The organism is Catalinimonas locisalis, assembly GCF_038039535.1.
Lineage (GTDB): Bacteria > Bacteroidota > Bacteroidia > Cytophagales > Cyclobacteriaceae > Catalinimonas.
In genome coordinates, this window is sequence record NZ_JBBPHP010000002.1 from 557,166 (window position 1) to 574,675 (window position 17,510).

Here is a 17,510-nt window from a genome sequence, read left to right on the forward strand (position 1 = left end):
AAAAGTTATAAGTAAAAGTAATATGTATCAAGTTATGCATCATCAGATATGGCTATCAATCAATTCTTTCAGGGCCTCTATGCTTAAGCCGGTTGCCGAGCAGGAATTCATTTCAAAATCATGAGGCACAGCGCTACCTTTTTGTTGCCAATGGGCATAGCTCTGAGCCTGAGGGCTGACAAATACATAAAAATTCTCCCATTCCACTGTAAATCGTGCCTCTTCGGAAGAAAGCGCAATTTCGTGCATCTTTTCGGTGAGGCGAGGGCCTGAACTTATGATATTTACCTCCTGCTTCAAAGCATGAATGAGGTCTCCCAGCCGGTAAGCCTGCATTTGGGGGATAAATATTTCTCCCCCTTTGATTTCCTTTAGCACTTTCAGGGTCAGCTCAATGCTTTCTTCCATCGTCAGGCTAAAACGCGTCATTTCCGGATCGGTAATCATAATGCTGTCTTCAGAAAGCTTGTCTTTCAGCTCAGAAGAGATAGAACCTCGGGAACCGAAGAGATTTCCCAAACGAAGTATTGAAAAGCGGGTGGATTGCTCACAATAAGTATTGGCAGCCAGCAACAGTTTTTCAGCACAAAGCTTGGAAGCCCCGTAGAGCGTAGTAGGGTAGACCGCTTTATCGGTAGACAGGCTGAGTACCTGCCTTATATCATTTTGTACCGCCGCTTTGATCAGATTGCGGGTGCCCTCTACATTGGTTTTGATAAATTCGTCGGAGAAGCGCTCTCCGCTGATATTTTGCTTCAGTGCGGCAGCATGAATGATGATATCTATTCCTTTGGTAGCCTGTAGCAGAGCTTCCTGGTCGCGTATGTCGCCAATGATATATTGCAGTGCTGGAAACTGCTTAGAAGGAAAGCGGCGCTGCATTTCGTGCTGTTTATACTCATCTCTTGAAAAAACGCTAAGCGATTTCAGCTCAGGAAACTGATACAACAGCCGTTCTACCAGCGCCTGCCCGTAAGAACCGGTCGCTCCGGTGATCAGAATGTTTTTTTGCGTAAGGTTCACCATAATTATGCCTGTGCTACCGGGTGTTTAGCCAGCAAACGCGCGAGTTTCAGGTCATAATCACTGAAAATACCCAGACTCGCCTGCTGATCAATCACCACATGCCCTACTTTGCCGGTGATAAACTGTTGTTCCGCTTTGAAAATAGCAGTTTTTGTCACCGAAACACCTCCGGTATACTTAAACAATGCCTCTCTTTCCAGTTTGGTAAACTTATCCTGGTTCAAAATAGGCTGCATGCCATGTCCATGATGCTGAAAAAACAAATGTGTATCAGGACGCACACTGATGAGTGAGTCGGAATTGAAAAGAAACATAGTATTGATTGCATCGTCCAGGGTGCCGGCATTGACAAAGGGAAATTCTATTGACAACAATGCAATGGCTGAAGGAGATAATGAGTGTATGAAGTCCTGTGTCAGAATATGATTTACTGTACCCACCAGACCTACATTGAGTCTTGCCTGCTCGCTTGGTCGGCTTACAAAACTCACTTCTTCCTGATAGTTTTTTTCAACAAACGCTTTCACTTTTTCATCAGGTGAGCTTACCACCACATGTCTTATGTTTTCAGCCTGCAATGCCTGTTCAATTTTATGCTGAAGGAAGTTTTTGTCATCCATCAAAGTAAAAGCCAGGGTATTGTTGACAGAATTGGCATCTCTTACCGGGATGATCGCCAGCGTATTAAGCTTTTCCTTTTCAAATTTCACATAATCCCGGTTGATATTAGCCCTGGTGGAGAGGATACGGTGCTCACTTTTGGTCAGATTGGAACCATGCTGACGATAATAAAAGAGAGGAGTATTAATGTTGGATACTTTATGCTGGGCGGTAAATTTTACCCAAAGTTCGTACCCATCCTGACAGCTGTAGTCTTCATTATATCCGCCTAACTCTCTCAGGAAGCTGGCTCTTATCATCGTACAGGCTCCGTGCGCCGCCTGATCCAGCAGAGATACCTCTTTGTCAAAATCGTGCCGCTTATGGATAGATTCAGGATGTCCGCCTTCATCAGTGATATAATAATCCGGAAAAACCAGTCCTAGTTCATCATCTTTTTCCAACGCATTGGACATCACCAGTAGGGCATTCTGATCAAGAAAGTCATCAGCATCCAGACGCATGATGTATTTGCCCTTGGCTACCCTCAGGGCGATGTTGTTGGTCACATTAAGTCCCTTATTCTTCTGAAAGATTACTTTAATCTTTGGGTGCTGAGCGTAATCTTCAATAATCTCGCGAGAGTTATCCGTTGAGCCATCGTCTATGATAATGATCTCAAAATCATCCAGTGTTTGATGAAGTACACTTTCTACGGCCTGAGAGATATACTTACCATAATTATAATTGGTAATGTATACGCTAACTAATATATCGTTCTTCATTTCTTAGTGCTTTTTGATAGAAAGCCATAGATCGTCAGTTTTCCACTGGGTTCAGTGATGATTTCAATCTCTTGCGTCTCAAATCCGGCTCTTTCTGCCAGTTTCCGGAATGAGAATTCATTAAAGATAGTATAATGTTCAACAAAAAATTCCTGTCGCTGCGCTACAATAGCCTGCTGCTCAGCACGGGCTCCTTCCGGCAGTTCTACATAAACAAAACCACCTTCTTTGAGAAGCCGCTCAGCTTTTTCCAGCATATTTACCGGGTCTTTTACATGTTCCAGTACCTTATTGAAGGTAATGAGATCAAATTTTTTCTCGTAAGGAAAATCGTCTAAGGTTCCGGCATGCGCAATGGGTAGCCCGACATATTCCTGAGCGTGTTTTACTGCCTGAGGGTCCGGATCAATGCAGGCACAACGTGGCCCTAGGGCTTTCATTGCACCTAAAAACACGCAGGTGCCGCTCCCTACATCCAACACATCACAATCGTCCAAAGCGATATCCTTTGCCTGTAAAAAATCTGCAATTCGCTGTACACGCTGGCGGTTATCAGATTTTTCTGGCGGAAGGTTCATGACTTTATCGTATCTCTCGCGAATACTGCCCAGACTGATGCTGGCATTGTAAGCTCCTTCATACATTGCACTGCTCAAAAGCTCGTGCTGATTGGTATACACCAGACAATTGAGACATTGGGTAATTACTCTGTCATATTGATCAGCAGGTATGCCATAATCAGTTTCACCTTCAGGTTTATGCCTCAGCCTGACGATTTCTTTATGATCAGTAGCACCACAGAGGTAGCAGCGATATTGCTTTGATATATGATTCATTATTCAAATAGGTTCCAGTCTAATTTTTGATGCGCCTGAACATCTGTTTTGAGCTTTTTGCCAATCAGTTTATCAAAGTCACGGGCATCTATTCCGTGATTCGGGCGTAAGCTTACCAGATCTTCTGCTTTGACCACGCTACCAGCTTTCAAATCGTGTGCGGGATACACCGCACGGCGGAAACTGATACGATGGTCGCCTTCTACTTCCAGCGGACGTTTAAGGTAGTGTCCTTTCAGGCGATGAATCTCTTGAATTTTCTGTCCTAATGCCAGCACTTCGTCCTTGGTTAAGGAAACCTTATGATCGCGAAATGTTTTGCCTTCCCTTTCGTCTGTAAAATGAAACTCCAGAATTTCCGCACCCATAGCGACCGCGATTTCTAATGCCCGACTACCTTCCGTGTGGTCAGAATAACCTACGGGCAGCTGCGTAGCCTGTCTAAGCAAGCTCATCACCGAAAGGTTGGCATCTTCAAAAGGTATCGGGTACATGGAAGTACACTGAAGGATGGAAAGATAATCTGCTTCTTTATATCTGTCGTCTAAAGATTGGATGAAAGCTACTGTTTCCAAAACTTCCTGTAAAGTAGCCAGTCCGGTAGAAAGAATCATAGGTTTACCGGTTTTGGCAATCTCACGGATCACTGAATAGGCGGTGAGATCACCGGAACCGATCTTATAGATACTCATGTGCTCATCTATCCAACGCAGATAATCAGGATTCCATACCGAAGCCATAAAGCCTACATGGGCGGCTTTACATTTGTTTGCCAGTGTGATGAACTGCTCCTGAGAGAGCTCAAACTTTTTGAAGTGTGCATTGCGCTGCGCACCTTCCAGCCGACTTACCAGTGAATCGCCACTATACATCTGGTATTTGATGTAGTCTGCTCCTGATGCAATGGCTAAGTCAGTAAGTTTGAGTGCGTAATCAAAATTGCCTTCGTGGTTACCGCCAATCTCAGCGATTAAAAGCGGTCCGTATTTACCTTTCCAGGGATGTTTCATACTTCTTTTTTTGCTTGCTTGTAATACCGGATCAAATCTGCTAAGGGAGGTGTATTCTCGGGTTCTGGCATTTGCGCATAGATCAATTGAGCAATCTCAAAATCTTCGGGGGTATCAATCGCCAGATGTGCTCCTTTTGCTTCCGGTGTATCGGTGTTATAATAATATTTTCGTTTTCCAATGTTTTCGTGCTCATATAAATAGAGTGTCACATGCTCCTGATATCGTTCATCCTGATGAAAATCCTGAAGGCATATGCCATAAAACTCAGTTTTCAGCAGCTCCACACTCATTCCAAAAGGAAAGGTCCTGTCTTTTACATTACTCATAAAATCGTAAGATGAATCCTGCTGTACATCTGCCTTCATCTGTACGATGCATCTGCTTTCCACAAAAAGATTGTCTCCGTTAATGCGAAAAGCGTAGTCAAAGCCAAAGTGTTTGGCACAATCGTAAAAACGCTCGCCCACTTTATCCAGACTCCCTCGGAAACAATGCATCTGATGCTGGTCGCAGAAAGAAGCAATAGCATCATCGGTAGAAGAGGAGGAGGTAGCTACCACGATATTTTCCTGCTTAAAATGCTGAGCTAAAGCTTCATAAATCTGTAAGAGGATAGGCTTTTCACCTACCGACTTTAATGCTTTACCGGGCAAACGGCGTGAATTGTAGCGGGCTAATATGATACATCCTATTCGCATGATCGCTTACGCTTGAAAAATGAAAAATCAAAGTTAGAAAAAAGTATGAATTGAGGATGTAAAGCACAAATTTACTCCCGGAAGCCAAGATGTTTGGCTGGTATGCCTCCCACAATTTCGTAAGGCTTCACATCTTCTCGTACTACGGCTCCCGCCGCGATTACTGCACCATCATGAATGGTTACTCCGCGAAGAATTTTTGCCCCCGTCGCAATCCAGACATCATTGCCCACTGTAATCGGAGCGGTAAGGTTAGCTTGCTGGTTCATCAGTTGATCTTTGGCGATAGCATGATCACTGTCAACCAAATAAACAAAAGGAGCAATCTGACAGTCATTGCCTATGCTAATGGAGGCTGAAGCAAAAATAAAGGTATGATAGCCAATCGTTGTATTATGCCCAATGCTGACCGAGGCCTGCTCATTGCAGGGACATAGCTTGGCACCTTCCTTTACGATTACATTATCGCCTATAGAAATTAGACGAGGGTAACGCATAAAAGCGGTATTCTTTTCAAAATACACGCCAGACCCACAGCTACCCAATTGTCTCCGGACCTTCCAGATACGATACTTATCAGAAAGTGTAGGCTTAATATGTTTGCGAAGTTGCTGATTGGCCATGTTTTGCTTCTAGTGTTTTGCGTTCAAAAGCATCAATATAGGAGCCGGGCGTTAAATTATAAATTTGCGTCCCTAATTCTTTAGCATAATCCAGTAATTCCCAGTAGGAACGAAAAGAATAATAAAACTTGTACAGAATTTCATGTAATCTACGCTCACGACTTGTACCGCCCACATACATCGGACGAGCTTCATCGGTATAGGTTTTTGATTTCAGGTGGTCATCATAAAAATGCTTCTGACTAAGGTAAACACGGTTATCATCGGCAACTATAATTTCTTTCAACCATGAATGATCTGCTCCGGTAATATAGCAGTTCTTAAATCCCATATTAAGGGCGATAGTGATTGTGCCTACCAGTACATTATGGGGACGAGGCATGCCCAGCCACCTTCTGAAGTAAAAATGTGATAAAAAAGTTAAGCCTTCCACCGGGGTGTTGTTAAAATAGGCAATTTTGATTTTAGGATTCTGATGCAGAATTTTTTTCCACTCCGGGTGTTTCCTGGCTAGTGCAGGTACAAATAGCAGAAGCTCCCAGTCTGTTTTTTCTGCCAGTTCGTAGAATATTTTAAAACGTTCTTCTTTCCAACCAGGCTTTTCCTCCTTTGTCCAGTAATCAGGGGCCACGATTACATAATATTGTGGTTTTACCAAAGGATACGCCTGGGTTCTCACAAAATTGTTAACACAAAATACCGCTTTATCTTTCAGAAAATCCAGGTGATCCAGGAGGAAAGGTTTGAGCGATGGACCGTTCCCCAGCAGAACACAATCCTGGTGATTGCTGAGTTTGTGTGGTTTTTTGATAAAGAATTTACTAAGCAGTATGACTTTGAGGGTCGTCAGCACCGATGCCAGCAAATTATCTAAGAATTCTATATGCTTTGGTTTCATGTTAACTTAAGTCGGAAGCTAGAAGAAGGAAGATGGAAGTAAAAATTACTTCTGACTTCCATCTTCCGGCTTCAAGCCAAAAATTTCCTCCTTCTTCAAAAATCCTATCATTACCCAATATCTGAATTTGATTAGCATCCAGCCTTTGGCCCACTGGCCTTTGAGCGTATATAAAAATGTTAAAACAAATGTGCCTCCGATCTTGATCAGTTCTTCAATTGTGCGGCTGATTTTGGGAAGCAGAGATTCGTTATGTAATCTTCTTTTTTCGCTCTGCCCTACACCTTCTGCTAACCCTCGTATGTAATCCATCTGCAAACGTTTGGGAGGAATTACATGATCCACTACCACATCGGGAACGTAGTAGATTTGCTCTCCATTCTTTTTCATACGATAGATCATTTCTTTTTCATCTCCCCCCATCAATCCGGTTCCGATACGCCCTAATTTGACATTGAACATCCCATAGCGATCAAATACGGATTTGCGAAAGGTGACATTGGCTCCCACGGGAAATTTTCTTCCCTGAAAAGGTTTAGGAGACTTGCCCATATCCAGAGCAGATACCAAAGGAAGCAGATAATGAGACATCCACCTGGGCTTGCCATTCTGGTAAGCAGGGATAATCTTTCCTCCAATCGCATTGACTTTGGGGTTTTCATTAAAAAAGCGGATAATGTTGCTGCCAAAATCCTGATGTACAAAGGCATCATCGTCAATGTAAGCAATGTATTTACCCGAAGCTTCCTTAATTCCCCGGTTACGGGCATAAGAATGTCCCTGCTGGGTTTCCAGACAATATTTGATCTGCATCTCAGGGTGCTTTTGAATGAAATCTTTACAGATTTTTTCTGTACTATCCGTACTGTTGTTATTGACCACGATGGCTTCAAAGTCAGCGAAGGGTAAAAACATCTGGCTCAGATGCAACAGCGTTTTACCGATAAATTCCTCCCGGTTATAGGTGCAGATTACAACGGATAATATGGGTTGATTCTCCTCCATATTGCTTACGCTGCTTAACTTTCCTTACGCATATCTCTGGCACTCATCCCCAGGCTTACTAGCAGCATGAGGCTGAGTAGTATGGAGCAAACCAATGAGACTGTGCTGCCTACATAGTAAGATTGTGGCTTGAATTCAAAACGGATTGTATGCTGACCGGCGGGTATCGTAAGGCCTCTCAATATGTAGTTTACTCGCATGTGCTCCACGGGCTCATCATCAATATAAGCCTGCCAGCCTTCGGGATAATAGATTTCTGAAAAGACTGCAAAGCTTTCCGCCGGAACATCAGCCTGATATTTCATTTCATTGGGTTCATAAGAAGTCATCTGTATGCTGCCCTGCTGACTAAAATCAGTTTGCACTATATTAAAATCTGAGGTATTTAAAATAGCAGTTTGCCCAGGATCAAAATTGTTGAGCGTTTCTATGGCTTCGTCAGCAGAACTTACTTTTTGAATGTTGCCCACCAGCCAGGCATTTCCCAGTGCCTGATCATTGATGATCACCGCATTACGTGTATCTCCGGCTTTAAAATAGCGGGCGTTAAGCATATTCAATACCTGAATATTAGTGAAATTAGTATTGCCCTGCTGTAGGCTTTGTATGGCTGAAGAGATTTCTTCGCTTAAGTGGTAGTCTATCAAATCCTGGTAGCGGCCCAGCTTGGCACCGTGATACCCACCAATTGAGGAATGAAAGTAAGAAGTAAGTGCATCGTTAAAAGGATTGCCTAAGTTCAATACACGGGCTTTTTGCTCATTTTGCTGCATGATATATTCATCGGCTTCTGTGGCAGTCATGGCAGCAAATTGGTTGCGTTCTCTCACATAATCTTCTTCGGTCAAGAAGCGCTTGCCTACCGTCCAGAGGTCAAAAGTAGAAAGAACGACGATGCTTGCTGCCAGCAAGATATAACCAAACTTACCCTGTTTGAAGAAAAAGATCAAAGCTCCGGCCAGCAGCGATAAGATTAGCGAGCGGAAAGCATCGCCTCTGAGTAAGTCGGCACGATCATCCTGTATGGCTTCCAAAAACATTTCACCTCCCTGCTGAGCGAGGAAGCGATTATCAGAAGGGCCTTCAAAGCTAAATACTCCAGCAAACATGGTAAGCAGCAGAGCAATTCCCAGGGGTATTCCGGCAGCCAGGAAAAAGCGTTTTTTAGTGACTTTGTTCCACTCACTTTTGAGCAAGTGTTCTACGCCCAAAAGCCCCAGCAAAGGAATACAGAGAAGCGCAATGACCATCGCCATTTCCACCGTCCTGAATTTATTGTAGCCTGGCAGAATGTCGTACAACAGATAGTTAAACGATGGAAAATACTTGCCCCAGGTAAGCATGATTGAAAAAACCGTTGCCACAATCAACCAGATACGATGCGGCTGTGGGGCAAAGAAGCAACCTATGAAGAACAGGAAGACCATAATAGCTCCGGCATAGGTCGGGCCGGCGGTACTGATCTTGCCCCCCCAATACGTTGGGGCGTTGGAGACGAAATTCTGAATCTGTTGACGATTGTAATTGGCGTTTTCTAATAATTCTGCAAGGTTGGAGTCCATTCCTATATTCCGGTTGCTGGCCCCTCCAGAGAAATCAGGAACAAAAAGTGTAAAAGTTTCCGAAGTGCTCAGACTATAAGCAAAAACATAATCCCTGTCCAAACCCTGACTGTTATCACCTTCTGCTTTCGTTAGCGCAGAAGGCCCTCTGGTAGAGTATTGTCCATATTGATAGGTATTCCAGATACGCGCAAAATTAGTACCTACTGCAAGCACTGCCGCCAATACCAGCAACAAAGAACGGGTGAAGAAAGGCGCTAGATTTTTATTCCGTATCGCATCTACCAGCATAGCGATCCCATAGATAATAACCGTCAGCAGCAGATAGTAGGTTATTTGCAGGTGATTACTATTGAGTTCCAGGGCAAGGGCTAAAGTGGTAAGGGTTGTGCCCCATAACAATTTTCCCCGATAGGTAAGGTGTAAACCCGCCAGCACCATCGGCATATAGGCGATGGCTTCTATCTTCCAGATATGGCCTGCCTCCAGACTGACAATATTAAAAGTACCCAATCCATAAGCGATGGCCCCGGCTATGGCTAAGTAAGGCCGTATCCCAAAAATTAGCAGCATGATATAAAAGCTGAGTATGCATTTAAAGATCACTTCTGCCTGCCGGGGAAGGCCAAATGAATATACATCCTGAAAGAAATGGATGATTTGCTCACCCTGGTATTTGATGTTGATCAAATAGGCAGGCATACCGCTAAACATAGAGTTGGTCCACAAAGCTTCTTCTCCCGTTCGCTCCCGATATTCTATAATTTCCTGTCCTGATGATACACCTTGGAGCACATCATTCTGCTGGATAACCTCATTCTGAAAAAACATCGGACTGAAAAACAGGATCGTAACGATCAGAAAAACAATGACAGCGACCAAATGGGGCAGTACCTGTTTCTTAAAATCAATCTTAGGCATGTGAAAAGTGATTATTTGCAAATTTAGCTTGGCAGCGAAGTTAGCATGCTACAAGAAAAGATAAATGATTATGTAGTAAAAGTTTAACCTAAGCTAATAATACTTATTGTAAAGCCTGAGGCATTAATTACCGCAATGAAAATTTTTTTGCAGCAAGGTAGTACTGATTGCTCCTTCAACTTAGGCAGTAGAATCATTGGAGAAACAGTACTTCTGGCTCTTTTAGTAAACAAAACTTCTAGCTTTTTAAAATAAAATACTGATTTATTATCTTTAATGCTTATGATGATTGGGAATATTGTTTATTATTGAAATAATATTTCATACTTCTGTCAACCTTTGTTATTTAACTCCTCTCCATGCTTTTTTCTGATCAATGTTGCACTTCTTTAATTAAGCTTAGTTTAATGATCATTATAAGCTTCACTCTTTTTTCATGTTCCAGTAGTGGTGCTGATAATGAAGCACAGCTCAAAGAAGTAAAACTGCCTCCCAAAGATAGTGAAGGTGAGGTGGCAGCCAACGGAATGGTAGTTACTGCCCATCCCATTGCCACACAGATTGGCCTGGGGGTGCTGAAAAAAGGCGGCAATGCCTTTGATGCGGCTATCGCTGTCAAGTATGCGCTGGCAGTAGTGCTGCCTAAGGCCGGAAACATTGGCGGAGGAGGTTACATGGTCTATCGTACTGCCGAAGGCGAAAAAGGTGCGTTGGACTTCAGGGAAACTGCGCCTGCTCAGGCGTCGCGCGATATGTTTATGGATGAAAATGACTCGGTGATGAACCTGCAGGCCCTTTACGGACATCTTGCCGCCTGTACACCCGGCACCGTAGACGGTATGGAGCAGATTCATCAGAAGTTCGCGACTATGCCTTTTGCCGAACTGATACAGCCTGCCATAGATGTAGCCGATAGCGGCTTTGCTGTGACAGCCTACGATGCTTCTACCTTTAATGATGCTATGGATAAGTTCAGAGAATGGAATGATGCCGATATGGTTTTGATCAAAGACAGTTTGTGGAAGCAGGGAGAAAGGCTGGTACAAAAAGACCTGGCAGCTACGCTGAGCAGAATCCGCGATGAGGGAAGGAAAGGCTTCTATGAAGGAGAAACCGCCAGTCTTATCGTGGAAGAAATGCAGGAGGGGGGAGGAATCATCTCTCTGGAAGACCTGAAAAGCTATCAGTCGGTATGGAGAGCGCCTATCCAAGGGGTGTACAGAGATAGTTTTAACATCATTTCCATGCCGCCTTCCAGCAGCGGTGGTCTCATCATCGTACAACTGCTCAAAGGTTCTGATGATTACGATCTTAAAAGCTTAGGACATAATACCTCAGAAAGCATCCACCTCATGACTGAACTGCAAAGGAGAGCCTATGCCGACCGGGCGGAGCATATGGGCGATCTTGCTTACTACGATGTGCCTGTGGATATGCTGCTGGACGAAGCTTATATCCGCGAACGTAATGCCAGCATTGACATGAACAGGGCAACTCCCTCCGAAGAGATCAAAGCGGGTAAGGTAGACCGCATAGAAAGCCTGGAAACTACGCATTTCTCTATCGTAGACAAGGAGGGAAATGCCGTTTCCATTACTACTACGCTGGTAGCTTACTTTGGCAACAAAGTGATGGTAGATGGGGCAGGCTTTTTTCTTAATAATGAGATGAATAACTTCAGCCTGAAGCCTGGTTTTCCCAATATCTTCGGCCTGATAGGGGGAGAAGCCAACGCCATTGCCCCCGGCAAACGTATGTTGTCCAGCATGAGCCCTACCATCGTAGAGAAAAACGGTGAGCTGTTCATGGTGCTGGGCACTCCCGGAGGTTCTACCATCATCAACGTGATTTACCAGAACATTGTCAATGTGATAGACTACGGTATGACAATGCAGGAAGCAGTAAACGCCAAAAAAACACATTCACAATGGCTGCCCGACCGCATCGTGATAGAAGAAGGTGCCGTGGACAGTCTGGTAGCAGAGCAACTCCAAGCAAAAGGACACGACTTACGGTTTTTTGAACAGTTGGGCAGAACGGAAGCCATATTGGTGCGGCCTGATGGAAGCCTGGAAGGAGCTGCTGATCTTAGCCGTACGGGTGATGCTAAAGCATTAGGCTATTGATAGGCTAAAAAATAACATAGGCTGCCTTTACGGAAAGACAACCTATGCAGCTTGATAACAACTGAAAGAATTTTTAAGGCAAAGCCCGACACATTATTGCCCCTGGCCTAATGAGTAACCCCGTTCACCATCAAAATCGTAGAGATTTTCGGTTTTGATAACATCTATATCTTCGCCCAGCGCTTTACCCAGCAGTTCTACGATGGATTGCTTGGAAGCGGGTGTGCCGTTCTCCACTTCATAGCGGCAGCGCCAGTGATCGGTGCAGAATGTTTCTTCAAAGCCTTCCGGCCATACCTTCACCCCGCGGTTAGTAATCATTTTGAGCTTTATCTCGCTGTTGAGCTTCACCAGCTTATCTGCCAGTTCGTTGGCATCAGCTCCCTTCCAGTCCACAAACACATCTACGCCTTTCAGCACCTTATTAGCCGCTTTTCTCCGTTGGTAAGGAGGGAGATTGAAATTCACTCCCCGGGCATACTCTACCGAATGTAGTTTTTCTGGCTTTTTGCCCAGGCGAGCAATGACTGCTTCGGCAAATTCCTGAGTCCCCACCAGAGTTTTGCTAATGTCTTTCTTGTAAATATCCAGGGTATGGATGCCTTCTTCTATTGTACACGACCAGGCATTCTTCACCAGCTCGGCGACTTCCTGCTGGCCGATGTGGTTGAGCATCATCACTGCCCCCCGTAGCAATCCCGAAGGGTTAGCGATATTCTTTCCGGCGATATCGGGTGCCGAACCGTGGATGGCTTCAAACATCGCACAGCTATCGCCTATATTTGCTGAGCCAGCCAGCCCTACCGAGCCGGAGATCTGGGCTGTAATGTCAGAAACCACATCTCCGTAAAGGTTGGGCATCACCACTACATCAAATCTTTCGGGTGTATCTGCCAGTCGGGCAGCTCCGATGTCAATGATCCAGTTGTCAGCCTTGATATCAGGGTATTCCTGGGCTATTTCCTTGAACACTTTATGAAAAAGGCCATCGGTATGCTTCATGATGTTGTCCTTGGTGAAACAGCTTACCTTTTCTCGCTTATATAGGCGGGCATACTCAAAAGCGTAGCGCACAATTTTCTCGCAACCGGGCCGGGTGATCAGCTTCAGGCACTGCACCACCTCATCGGTCTGCTGGTGTTCTATGCCAGCGTACAAATCTTCTTCATTTTCACGAATGATCACCACGTCCATCTCAGGATGTTTGGTGCTGATGTAGGGGTAAAAGCTTTTGCAGGGTCTCACATTGGCATATAAGCCCAATGCTTTTCTCATAGTTACATTCAGACTCTTGTAACCGCCTCCCTGGGGTGTGGTGATGGGTGCCTTGAGGAATACCTTGTTCCTGCGGATGCTGTCCCAGGCAGCTTTGTCAATGCCGCTGGTGTTACCCGACAGGTAAACTTTCTCTCCTATTTCAATTTCATCCCATTCAATCTGCGCCTTAGCGGCTGTTAAGATATCCATCGTGGCACTCATGATTTCGGGGCCAATGCCATCCCCTTTGGCTACGGTGATTTTTTGCATACTCAAGCTTTTATTAGTTGATGCTGCAAAGTAAATCACAGATTTTCATATATTTTTATTTATATTTTTAATGAAAGCTATAAGGATTATTTATGTTTTGAGATAAAAGCACAAAAGTTTGCTGAATATGAGGGAGGATAAATAAGAATAATTATCTTATTCTGAATTTATTAGAAGCGTATTTGTTAAAATATACTGCTTATATAATGTGCCGATACAAACTTTGATTCCTTTGCAAAAAGCCCCAGTAGAATTTCAAGCGGATATAGAAGCTATCAATAGCATTTCCATCGTACCCACTTTACTTAATGTTTTATGCAGTACCACCGGAATGAGGTTTGCTGCGATTGCCCGTGTTACCGAAAGCAGATGGGTGTCATGTAGTGTACTGGATAAGATTTCTTTTGGCCTGAAGCCGGGAGAGGAGCTGGAAATAGAGACTACCTTTTGTAATGTAGTGCGTAAAAGCAACAAACCCGTGGTCATCAACCATGTGGATAAAGATGAGCAATACAATAGTCACCCTATACCAGCCATGTATGGCTTTCAGAGTTATATCTCAGTGCCTATCATTCGCAAAGATGGTAGCTTCTTCGGTACACTTTGCTCCATTGACCCCAATCCGGCCATCGTGAATACCCCGGAAGTAATAGGTATGTTTAATTTGTATGCAGAACTTATTGCTTTTCACCTCAGTACGATTGATCAGCTTGAAAATACAGAATTACAGCTGAAAGAAGAGCGTGAAATTGCCGAACTCCGTGAGCAGTTTATTGCCATATTGGGCCACGACCTGCGCAATCCGGTGGCTACGACCAAAGCAAGCACTGAGCTACTGCTGGAGATGACCGATGATTCCGGCTTGAAACGGATCATTGAAGTTATTCAGGCCACGAACTTCAGGATGGAAGGCCTGATTGATAATATGCTGGATTTTGCGAGAGGACGAATGGGAGGGGGGATCACTTTGAATCCTGCACTTCATCAAGAGAGTTTAGAGGATGCCCTGAAGCAGGTAATTTCGGAAATGCAAGCTATGTCCGGTAGGCAGGTTTTTGAAACCCACATTGCAATAAAGCAGGCGGTACAATGTGATGCGCCCCGTATCGCTCAACTTTTCTCCAATCTGCTGGGTAATGCCATTACCCACGGCGCGGCAAACAGCCCCGTCAAAGTGGATGCTTTTACTGAACATGATGAGTTTGTACTTAGGGTAAGCAATAAGGGAGATAAAATACCGGAAGCGGCTATGAAAAAGCTTTTCCATCCTTTTTCTCGTGCTGAAGTAAAGCCGGGAAAGAAGGGGCTGGGATTGGGCCTCTACATTGCTTCCGAAATTGCCCGGGCACATCAGGGAGAACTAAAGGTCAGCTCAACCGATGAGGAAACCAGCTTTAGCTTCCACATGCCGGTAAACGCGTGATGTTGTTTCAGGAGAATTTCAGCAATAAATAAGCATCAAACTGATTGAATGAAGAGGGTGACAGGAGTCCGAAGACGAGAAACCGAAGTCCGAAGTTCGGGCTGGTGCACGACTCCTGACTTCGGTCTTCTGACTTCCTTCTTCCAACTTCCCTCTCCAGTCCTCTAACTTCCAGCTTCCATCTTCCAACTTCCCTCTCCAGTCTTCTAACTTCCTACTTCCTCACACTTTCTGTGTCTTGACGGTGATGCCGAGGGATTCCAAAAGCTGAGGATTGTCTTTAAGCGCGATCTTGGCAATGGTACGGAACTCACTCATCCACACTTTCAGCACTTTTACCGATTGATCTCTCAGTCGGGTAGCCTCCTCGGCCTCCCCTTTGGTGAGGATGCGCTGGTTACGGGCATGCGTCACCGCTTCCACCATCGCATGGCCCTGGGCCAGCTCTTCGGCAGTAAGGCCATGCTGGCTGAGCTGAGTTACATGCTCATTGGCCTGGGCGTAGAAGTATCGGGCCTGCATGGGCCACACATTGATCTTCTTGGACACCCGTTTGATGTTGAACTGCTCCAGGATAAGCGGCTCTTTGCGGAAAGCGAACTTCACCGTAGCCACATGGTCCATGAAAGTCTCCCGGGCCTGCTGTTCATTGGTTTTCAGCTGCGCCGCCACCGAGCTTTTCTCTCCGTACTTCTGGGTTTTCTGGGTGTGGAGGAAGCTGGCATTGTTCAGCAAGGTATCTCCTTCCTGCATACGCTTCGGGCTGAAGCCGTGCATGCCCATACGCTTCAGTATCTCCGGCTTGGCGTTAGTATTCTGTAGATAGGTTTGCGCCTGGGCGAAGAGGGCGGAGATGATGGCATTATTATTTTCTTTCATCACATTTTGGGTTATTGTATAGAGCAAATTAGGATGAAAATCTATCATAACATTACGGGATGTTGAGGTATTATTACGCATGTAATTGAAAGCATAAGCATGCAAAAATGTACAATCTGAGGTGATCAAGGCAGAAATGTCACTGGCTTATTTTTGAAAAAGTGTCATGACTCCACGTCCACCGCACATTTGTCAGTAAAAAAGTAAAGCGACCTTACGTCCACCGCATTTTTTGCGAAGAAAAAGTGCCTCAACCATGGGGTGACAAGACTTTTTATAGCAAAAAAGTATCACCTAAGCGGTGACATGGCGTATTTTCTTGCCAAAAAGTCTACCCACCCCACAGTTGCAAGGCATTTTCTTATGAAAAAGAGTAGTGATAGTGTTGAGGTAGGACTTTGGGGAAGGAGTAAGAGGCTCAACAGCTGTGAGGAAGCTGATGAGTGGCTGAGTAAAACACAGGATAAAGAAATTCAAGAAAAACTCACAAAAATTCATTACTTTAGTTATATGTGTAAATACCTTTTTGCTTTGGTATATTACTGCTATAATGAAATTGAAGTTTTATAGATCAGGATAAGGCTTCACCCTAGCTAAGTAGGAAGCAAAGCTAAAACTTCGTTAGGCTGGTAGGAGGATGAGAACAATTAAAAATAAATGATCATGAATAATATATTACTATCCATTTTCCTTTCTACTATACTTCTCGGCCATTGCCTTGCGCAAGATATCCAGACTTATAGAGTGAACCAGGGAGAAGTACCTACTCAGATTATCCCTCTAACAGATCAGTATCGTTATGACAAGTTTCAGGATGGAAAGATCCACTTTCATAACGGGAACAGTATTCAGGCAAAGCTTAACTATAGTTACCTGTATAAAAAATTGTTAGGTCTTGGTAAAAGTGGAGATACCATACATATAAAACATACATATGCTACTAAATATATTTCCATCGGAGATCAGGTTTTCTTTCTTCATCCCACAGGAGCGTATATTGAAATGACGCAGGGGGAAGGTGCATTGAAGTTGGCTACAATGAAAACTGTAAACCTTGTCGTGATAGAAGATCCAGTACACAATGGTTATGATCATGCTTCACACAGCTACGAGCTCATCTCACATAACAGAAGTGATGATCTAAACACTAAGATTGAAAATATATACGACTGGCCCAGTAGAGAAGAATTGCTTTTCAAAAAGGAGACAAACTATTTCCTCAGAGATAGTAATGGTCGTTTTCATCCGATCAATTGGAAAAGCTTACGCAAAGTATTTCCCGAACATAAGCAAGCATTGAAAGACTACGCCAAAACACAACAAATAGATTTAAGAGACAAAGCCGATCTTGAAAAGCTAATCACCTATTGTGAGCAACTTATATATTAGTTTGTTTGAATAATTGAACCTCCCGCTTTTGAATGCAACGGAAAGACATGGCGTGGCGACGCCCGGACTGGAAAGCCCCATCTTGCTCGCGTTTGAGTGCAACGGAAACGCCAAGCGTGGAGCCTTTAGGTTTGTTACATATGAATATTCTTAGAAGAATCAGTTGTTGTTGAGTTGTGGAAATGTGGGTAACTTGATA

General features: G+C 44.2%; 16 protein-coding genes. 4 read left to right on the plus strand and 12 right to left on the minus strand.

Annotated features, from left to right (window positions below; all coding sequences use genetic code 11):
- Positions 1–42: 42 nt before the first annotated feature.
- The 9 genes from WJR50_RS05920 to WJR50_RS05960 all read right to left on the minus strand — a co-directional run bounded on the left by WJR50_RS05920 (position 43) and on the right by WJR50_RS05960 (position 9,967).
- Positions 43–1,026, minus strand: a complete 984-nt coding sequence (locus tag WJR50_RS05920) for an SDR family NAD(P)-dependent oxidoreductase (RefSeq protein WP_341292315.1) — start codon at positions 1,024–1,026, stop codon at positions 43–45.
- A gap of 2 nt (positions 1,027–1,028) precedes the next feature.
- Entirely contained in the window at positions 1,029–2,411 is a 1,383-nt protein-coding gene (locus WJR50_RS05925) for a glycosyltransferase family 2 protein (RefSeq protein WP_341292316.1), read from the minus strand.
- Positions 2,408–3,247 carry a class I SAM-dependent methyltransferase gene (locus WJR50_RS05930; protein ID WP_341292317.1) on the minus strand — a complete coding sequence of 280 codons (840 nt, stop codon included), beginning with the start codon at positions 3,245–3,247 and terminating at the stop codon, positions 2,408–2,410. Before WJR50_RS05930 ends, WJR50_RS05925 begins: the two co-directional genes overlap by 4 nt.
- Positions 3,247–4,257, minus strand: a complete 1,011-nt coding sequence (locus tag WJR50_RS05935) for an N-acetylneuraminate synthase family protein (protein ID WP_341292318.1) — start codon at positions 4,255–4,257, stop codon at positions 3,247–3,249. Before WJR50_RS05935 ends, WJR50_RS05930 begins: the two co-directional genes overlap by 1 nt.
- Positions 4,254–4,958: a cytidylyltransferase domain-containing protein gene (locus WJR50_RS05940; RefSeq protein WP_341292319.1), complete on the minus strand. Its 705-nt coding sequence runs from the start codon at positions 4,956–4,958 to the stop codon at positions 4,254–4,256. The genes WJR50_RS05935 and WJR50_RS05940 overlap by 4 nt, the downstream gene beginning before the upstream one ends.
- A 71-nt stretch (positions 4,959–5,029) precedes the next feature.
- Positions 5,030–5,581 carry an acyltransferase gene (locus WJR50_RS05945; protein WP_341292320.1) on the minus strand — a complete coding sequence of 184 codons (552 nt, stop codon included), beginning with the start codon at positions 5,579–5,581 and terminating at the stop codon, positions 5,030–5,032.
- Positions 5,550–6,479: a motility associated factor glycosyltransferase family protein gene (locus tag WJR50_RS05950; RefSeq protein WP_341292321.1), complete on the minus strand. Its 930-nt coding sequence runs from the start codon at positions 6,477–6,479 to the stop codon at positions 5,550–5,552. Before WJR50_RS05950 ends, WJR50_RS05945 begins: the two co-directional genes overlap by 32 nt.
- Positions 6,480–6,524: 45 nt before the next feature.
- Positions 6,525–7,484, minus strand: coding sequence for a glycosyltransferase (locus tag WJR50_RS05955; protein WP_341292322.1), 960 nt, complete (start codon positions 7,482–7,484; stop codon positions 6,525–6,527).
- Positions 7,485–7,498: 14 nt separating this feature from the next.
- A complete protein-coding gene (locus tag WJR50_RS05960) occupies positions 7,499–9,967 on the minus strand; it encodes a YfhO family protein (RefSeq protein ID WP_341292323.1) in 2,469 nt (822 codons plus the stop codon).
- A gap of 407 nt (positions 9,968–10,374) precedes the next feature.
- On the opposite strand from WJR50_RS05960, the gene ggt reads away from it, so the two are divergent.
- Positions 10,375–12,093 carry a gamma-glutamyltransferase gene (ggt, locus tag WJR50_RS05965; protein ID WP_341292324.1) on the plus strand — a complete coding sequence of 573 codons (1,719 nt, stop codon included), beginning with the start codon at positions 10,375–10,377 and terminating at the stop codon, positions 12,091–12,093.
- 93 nt (positions 12,094–12,186) lie between these two features.
- Here ggt and WJR50_RS05970 read toward each other — a convergent pair whose 3' ends face one another.
- Complete coding sequence (locus tag WJR50_RS05970; protein WP_341292325.1) at positions 12,187–13,620, minus strand: NADP-dependent isocitrate dehydrogenase; 1,434 nt, start codon at positions 13,618–13,620, stop codon at positions 12,187–12,189.
- A 232-nt stretch (positions 13,621–13,852) separates the two neighbouring features.
- Here WJR50_RS05970 and WJR50_RS05975 point away from each other — a divergent pair, with 232 nt between their 5' ends.
- Positions 13,853–15,043 carry a GAF domain-containing sensor histidine kinase gene (locus WJR50_RS05975; RefSeq protein ID WP_341292326.1) on the plus strand — a complete coding sequence of 397 codons (1,191 nt, stop codon included), beginning with the start codon at positions 13,853–13,855 and terminating at the stop codon, positions 15,041–15,043.
- Positions 15,044–15,265: 222 nt separating this feature from the next.
- Here the strand turns inward: WJR50_RS05975 and WJR50_RS05980 are convergent, their stop codons facing one another.
- On the minus strand, positions 15,266–16,003 hold the full coding sequence (locus WJR50_RS05980) for a PQLLE family protein (protein ID WP_341292327.1): 738 nt from the start codon (positions 16,001–16,003) through the stop codon (positions 15,266–15,268).
- 282 nt (positions 16,004–16,285) lie between these two features.
- Here WJR50_RS05980 and WJR50_RS05985 point away from each other — a divergent pair, with 282 nt between their 5' ends.
- Both WJR50_RS05985 and WJR50_RS05990 read left to right on the plus strand, forming a co-directional pair.
- Entirely contained in the window at positions 16,286–16,492 is a 207-nt protein-coding gene (locus WJR50_RS05985; protein WP_341292328.1) for a hypothetical protein, read from the plus strand.
- Between the two features lie 93 nt (positions 16,493–16,585).
- On the plus strand, positions 16,586–17,311 hold the full coding sequence (locus WJR50_RS05990; protein WP_341292329.1) for a hypothetical protein: 726 nt from the start codon (positions 16,586–16,588) through the stop codon (positions 17,309–17,311).
- Here WJR50_RS05990 and WJR50_RS05995 read toward each other — a convergent pair.
- Positions 17,301–17,510: hypothetical protein (locus WJR50_RS05995; protein WP_341292330.1), on the minus strand; the 210-nt coding region annotated here is incomplete at its 5' end. The genes WJR50_RS05990 and WJR50_RS05995 overlap by 11 nt on opposite strands.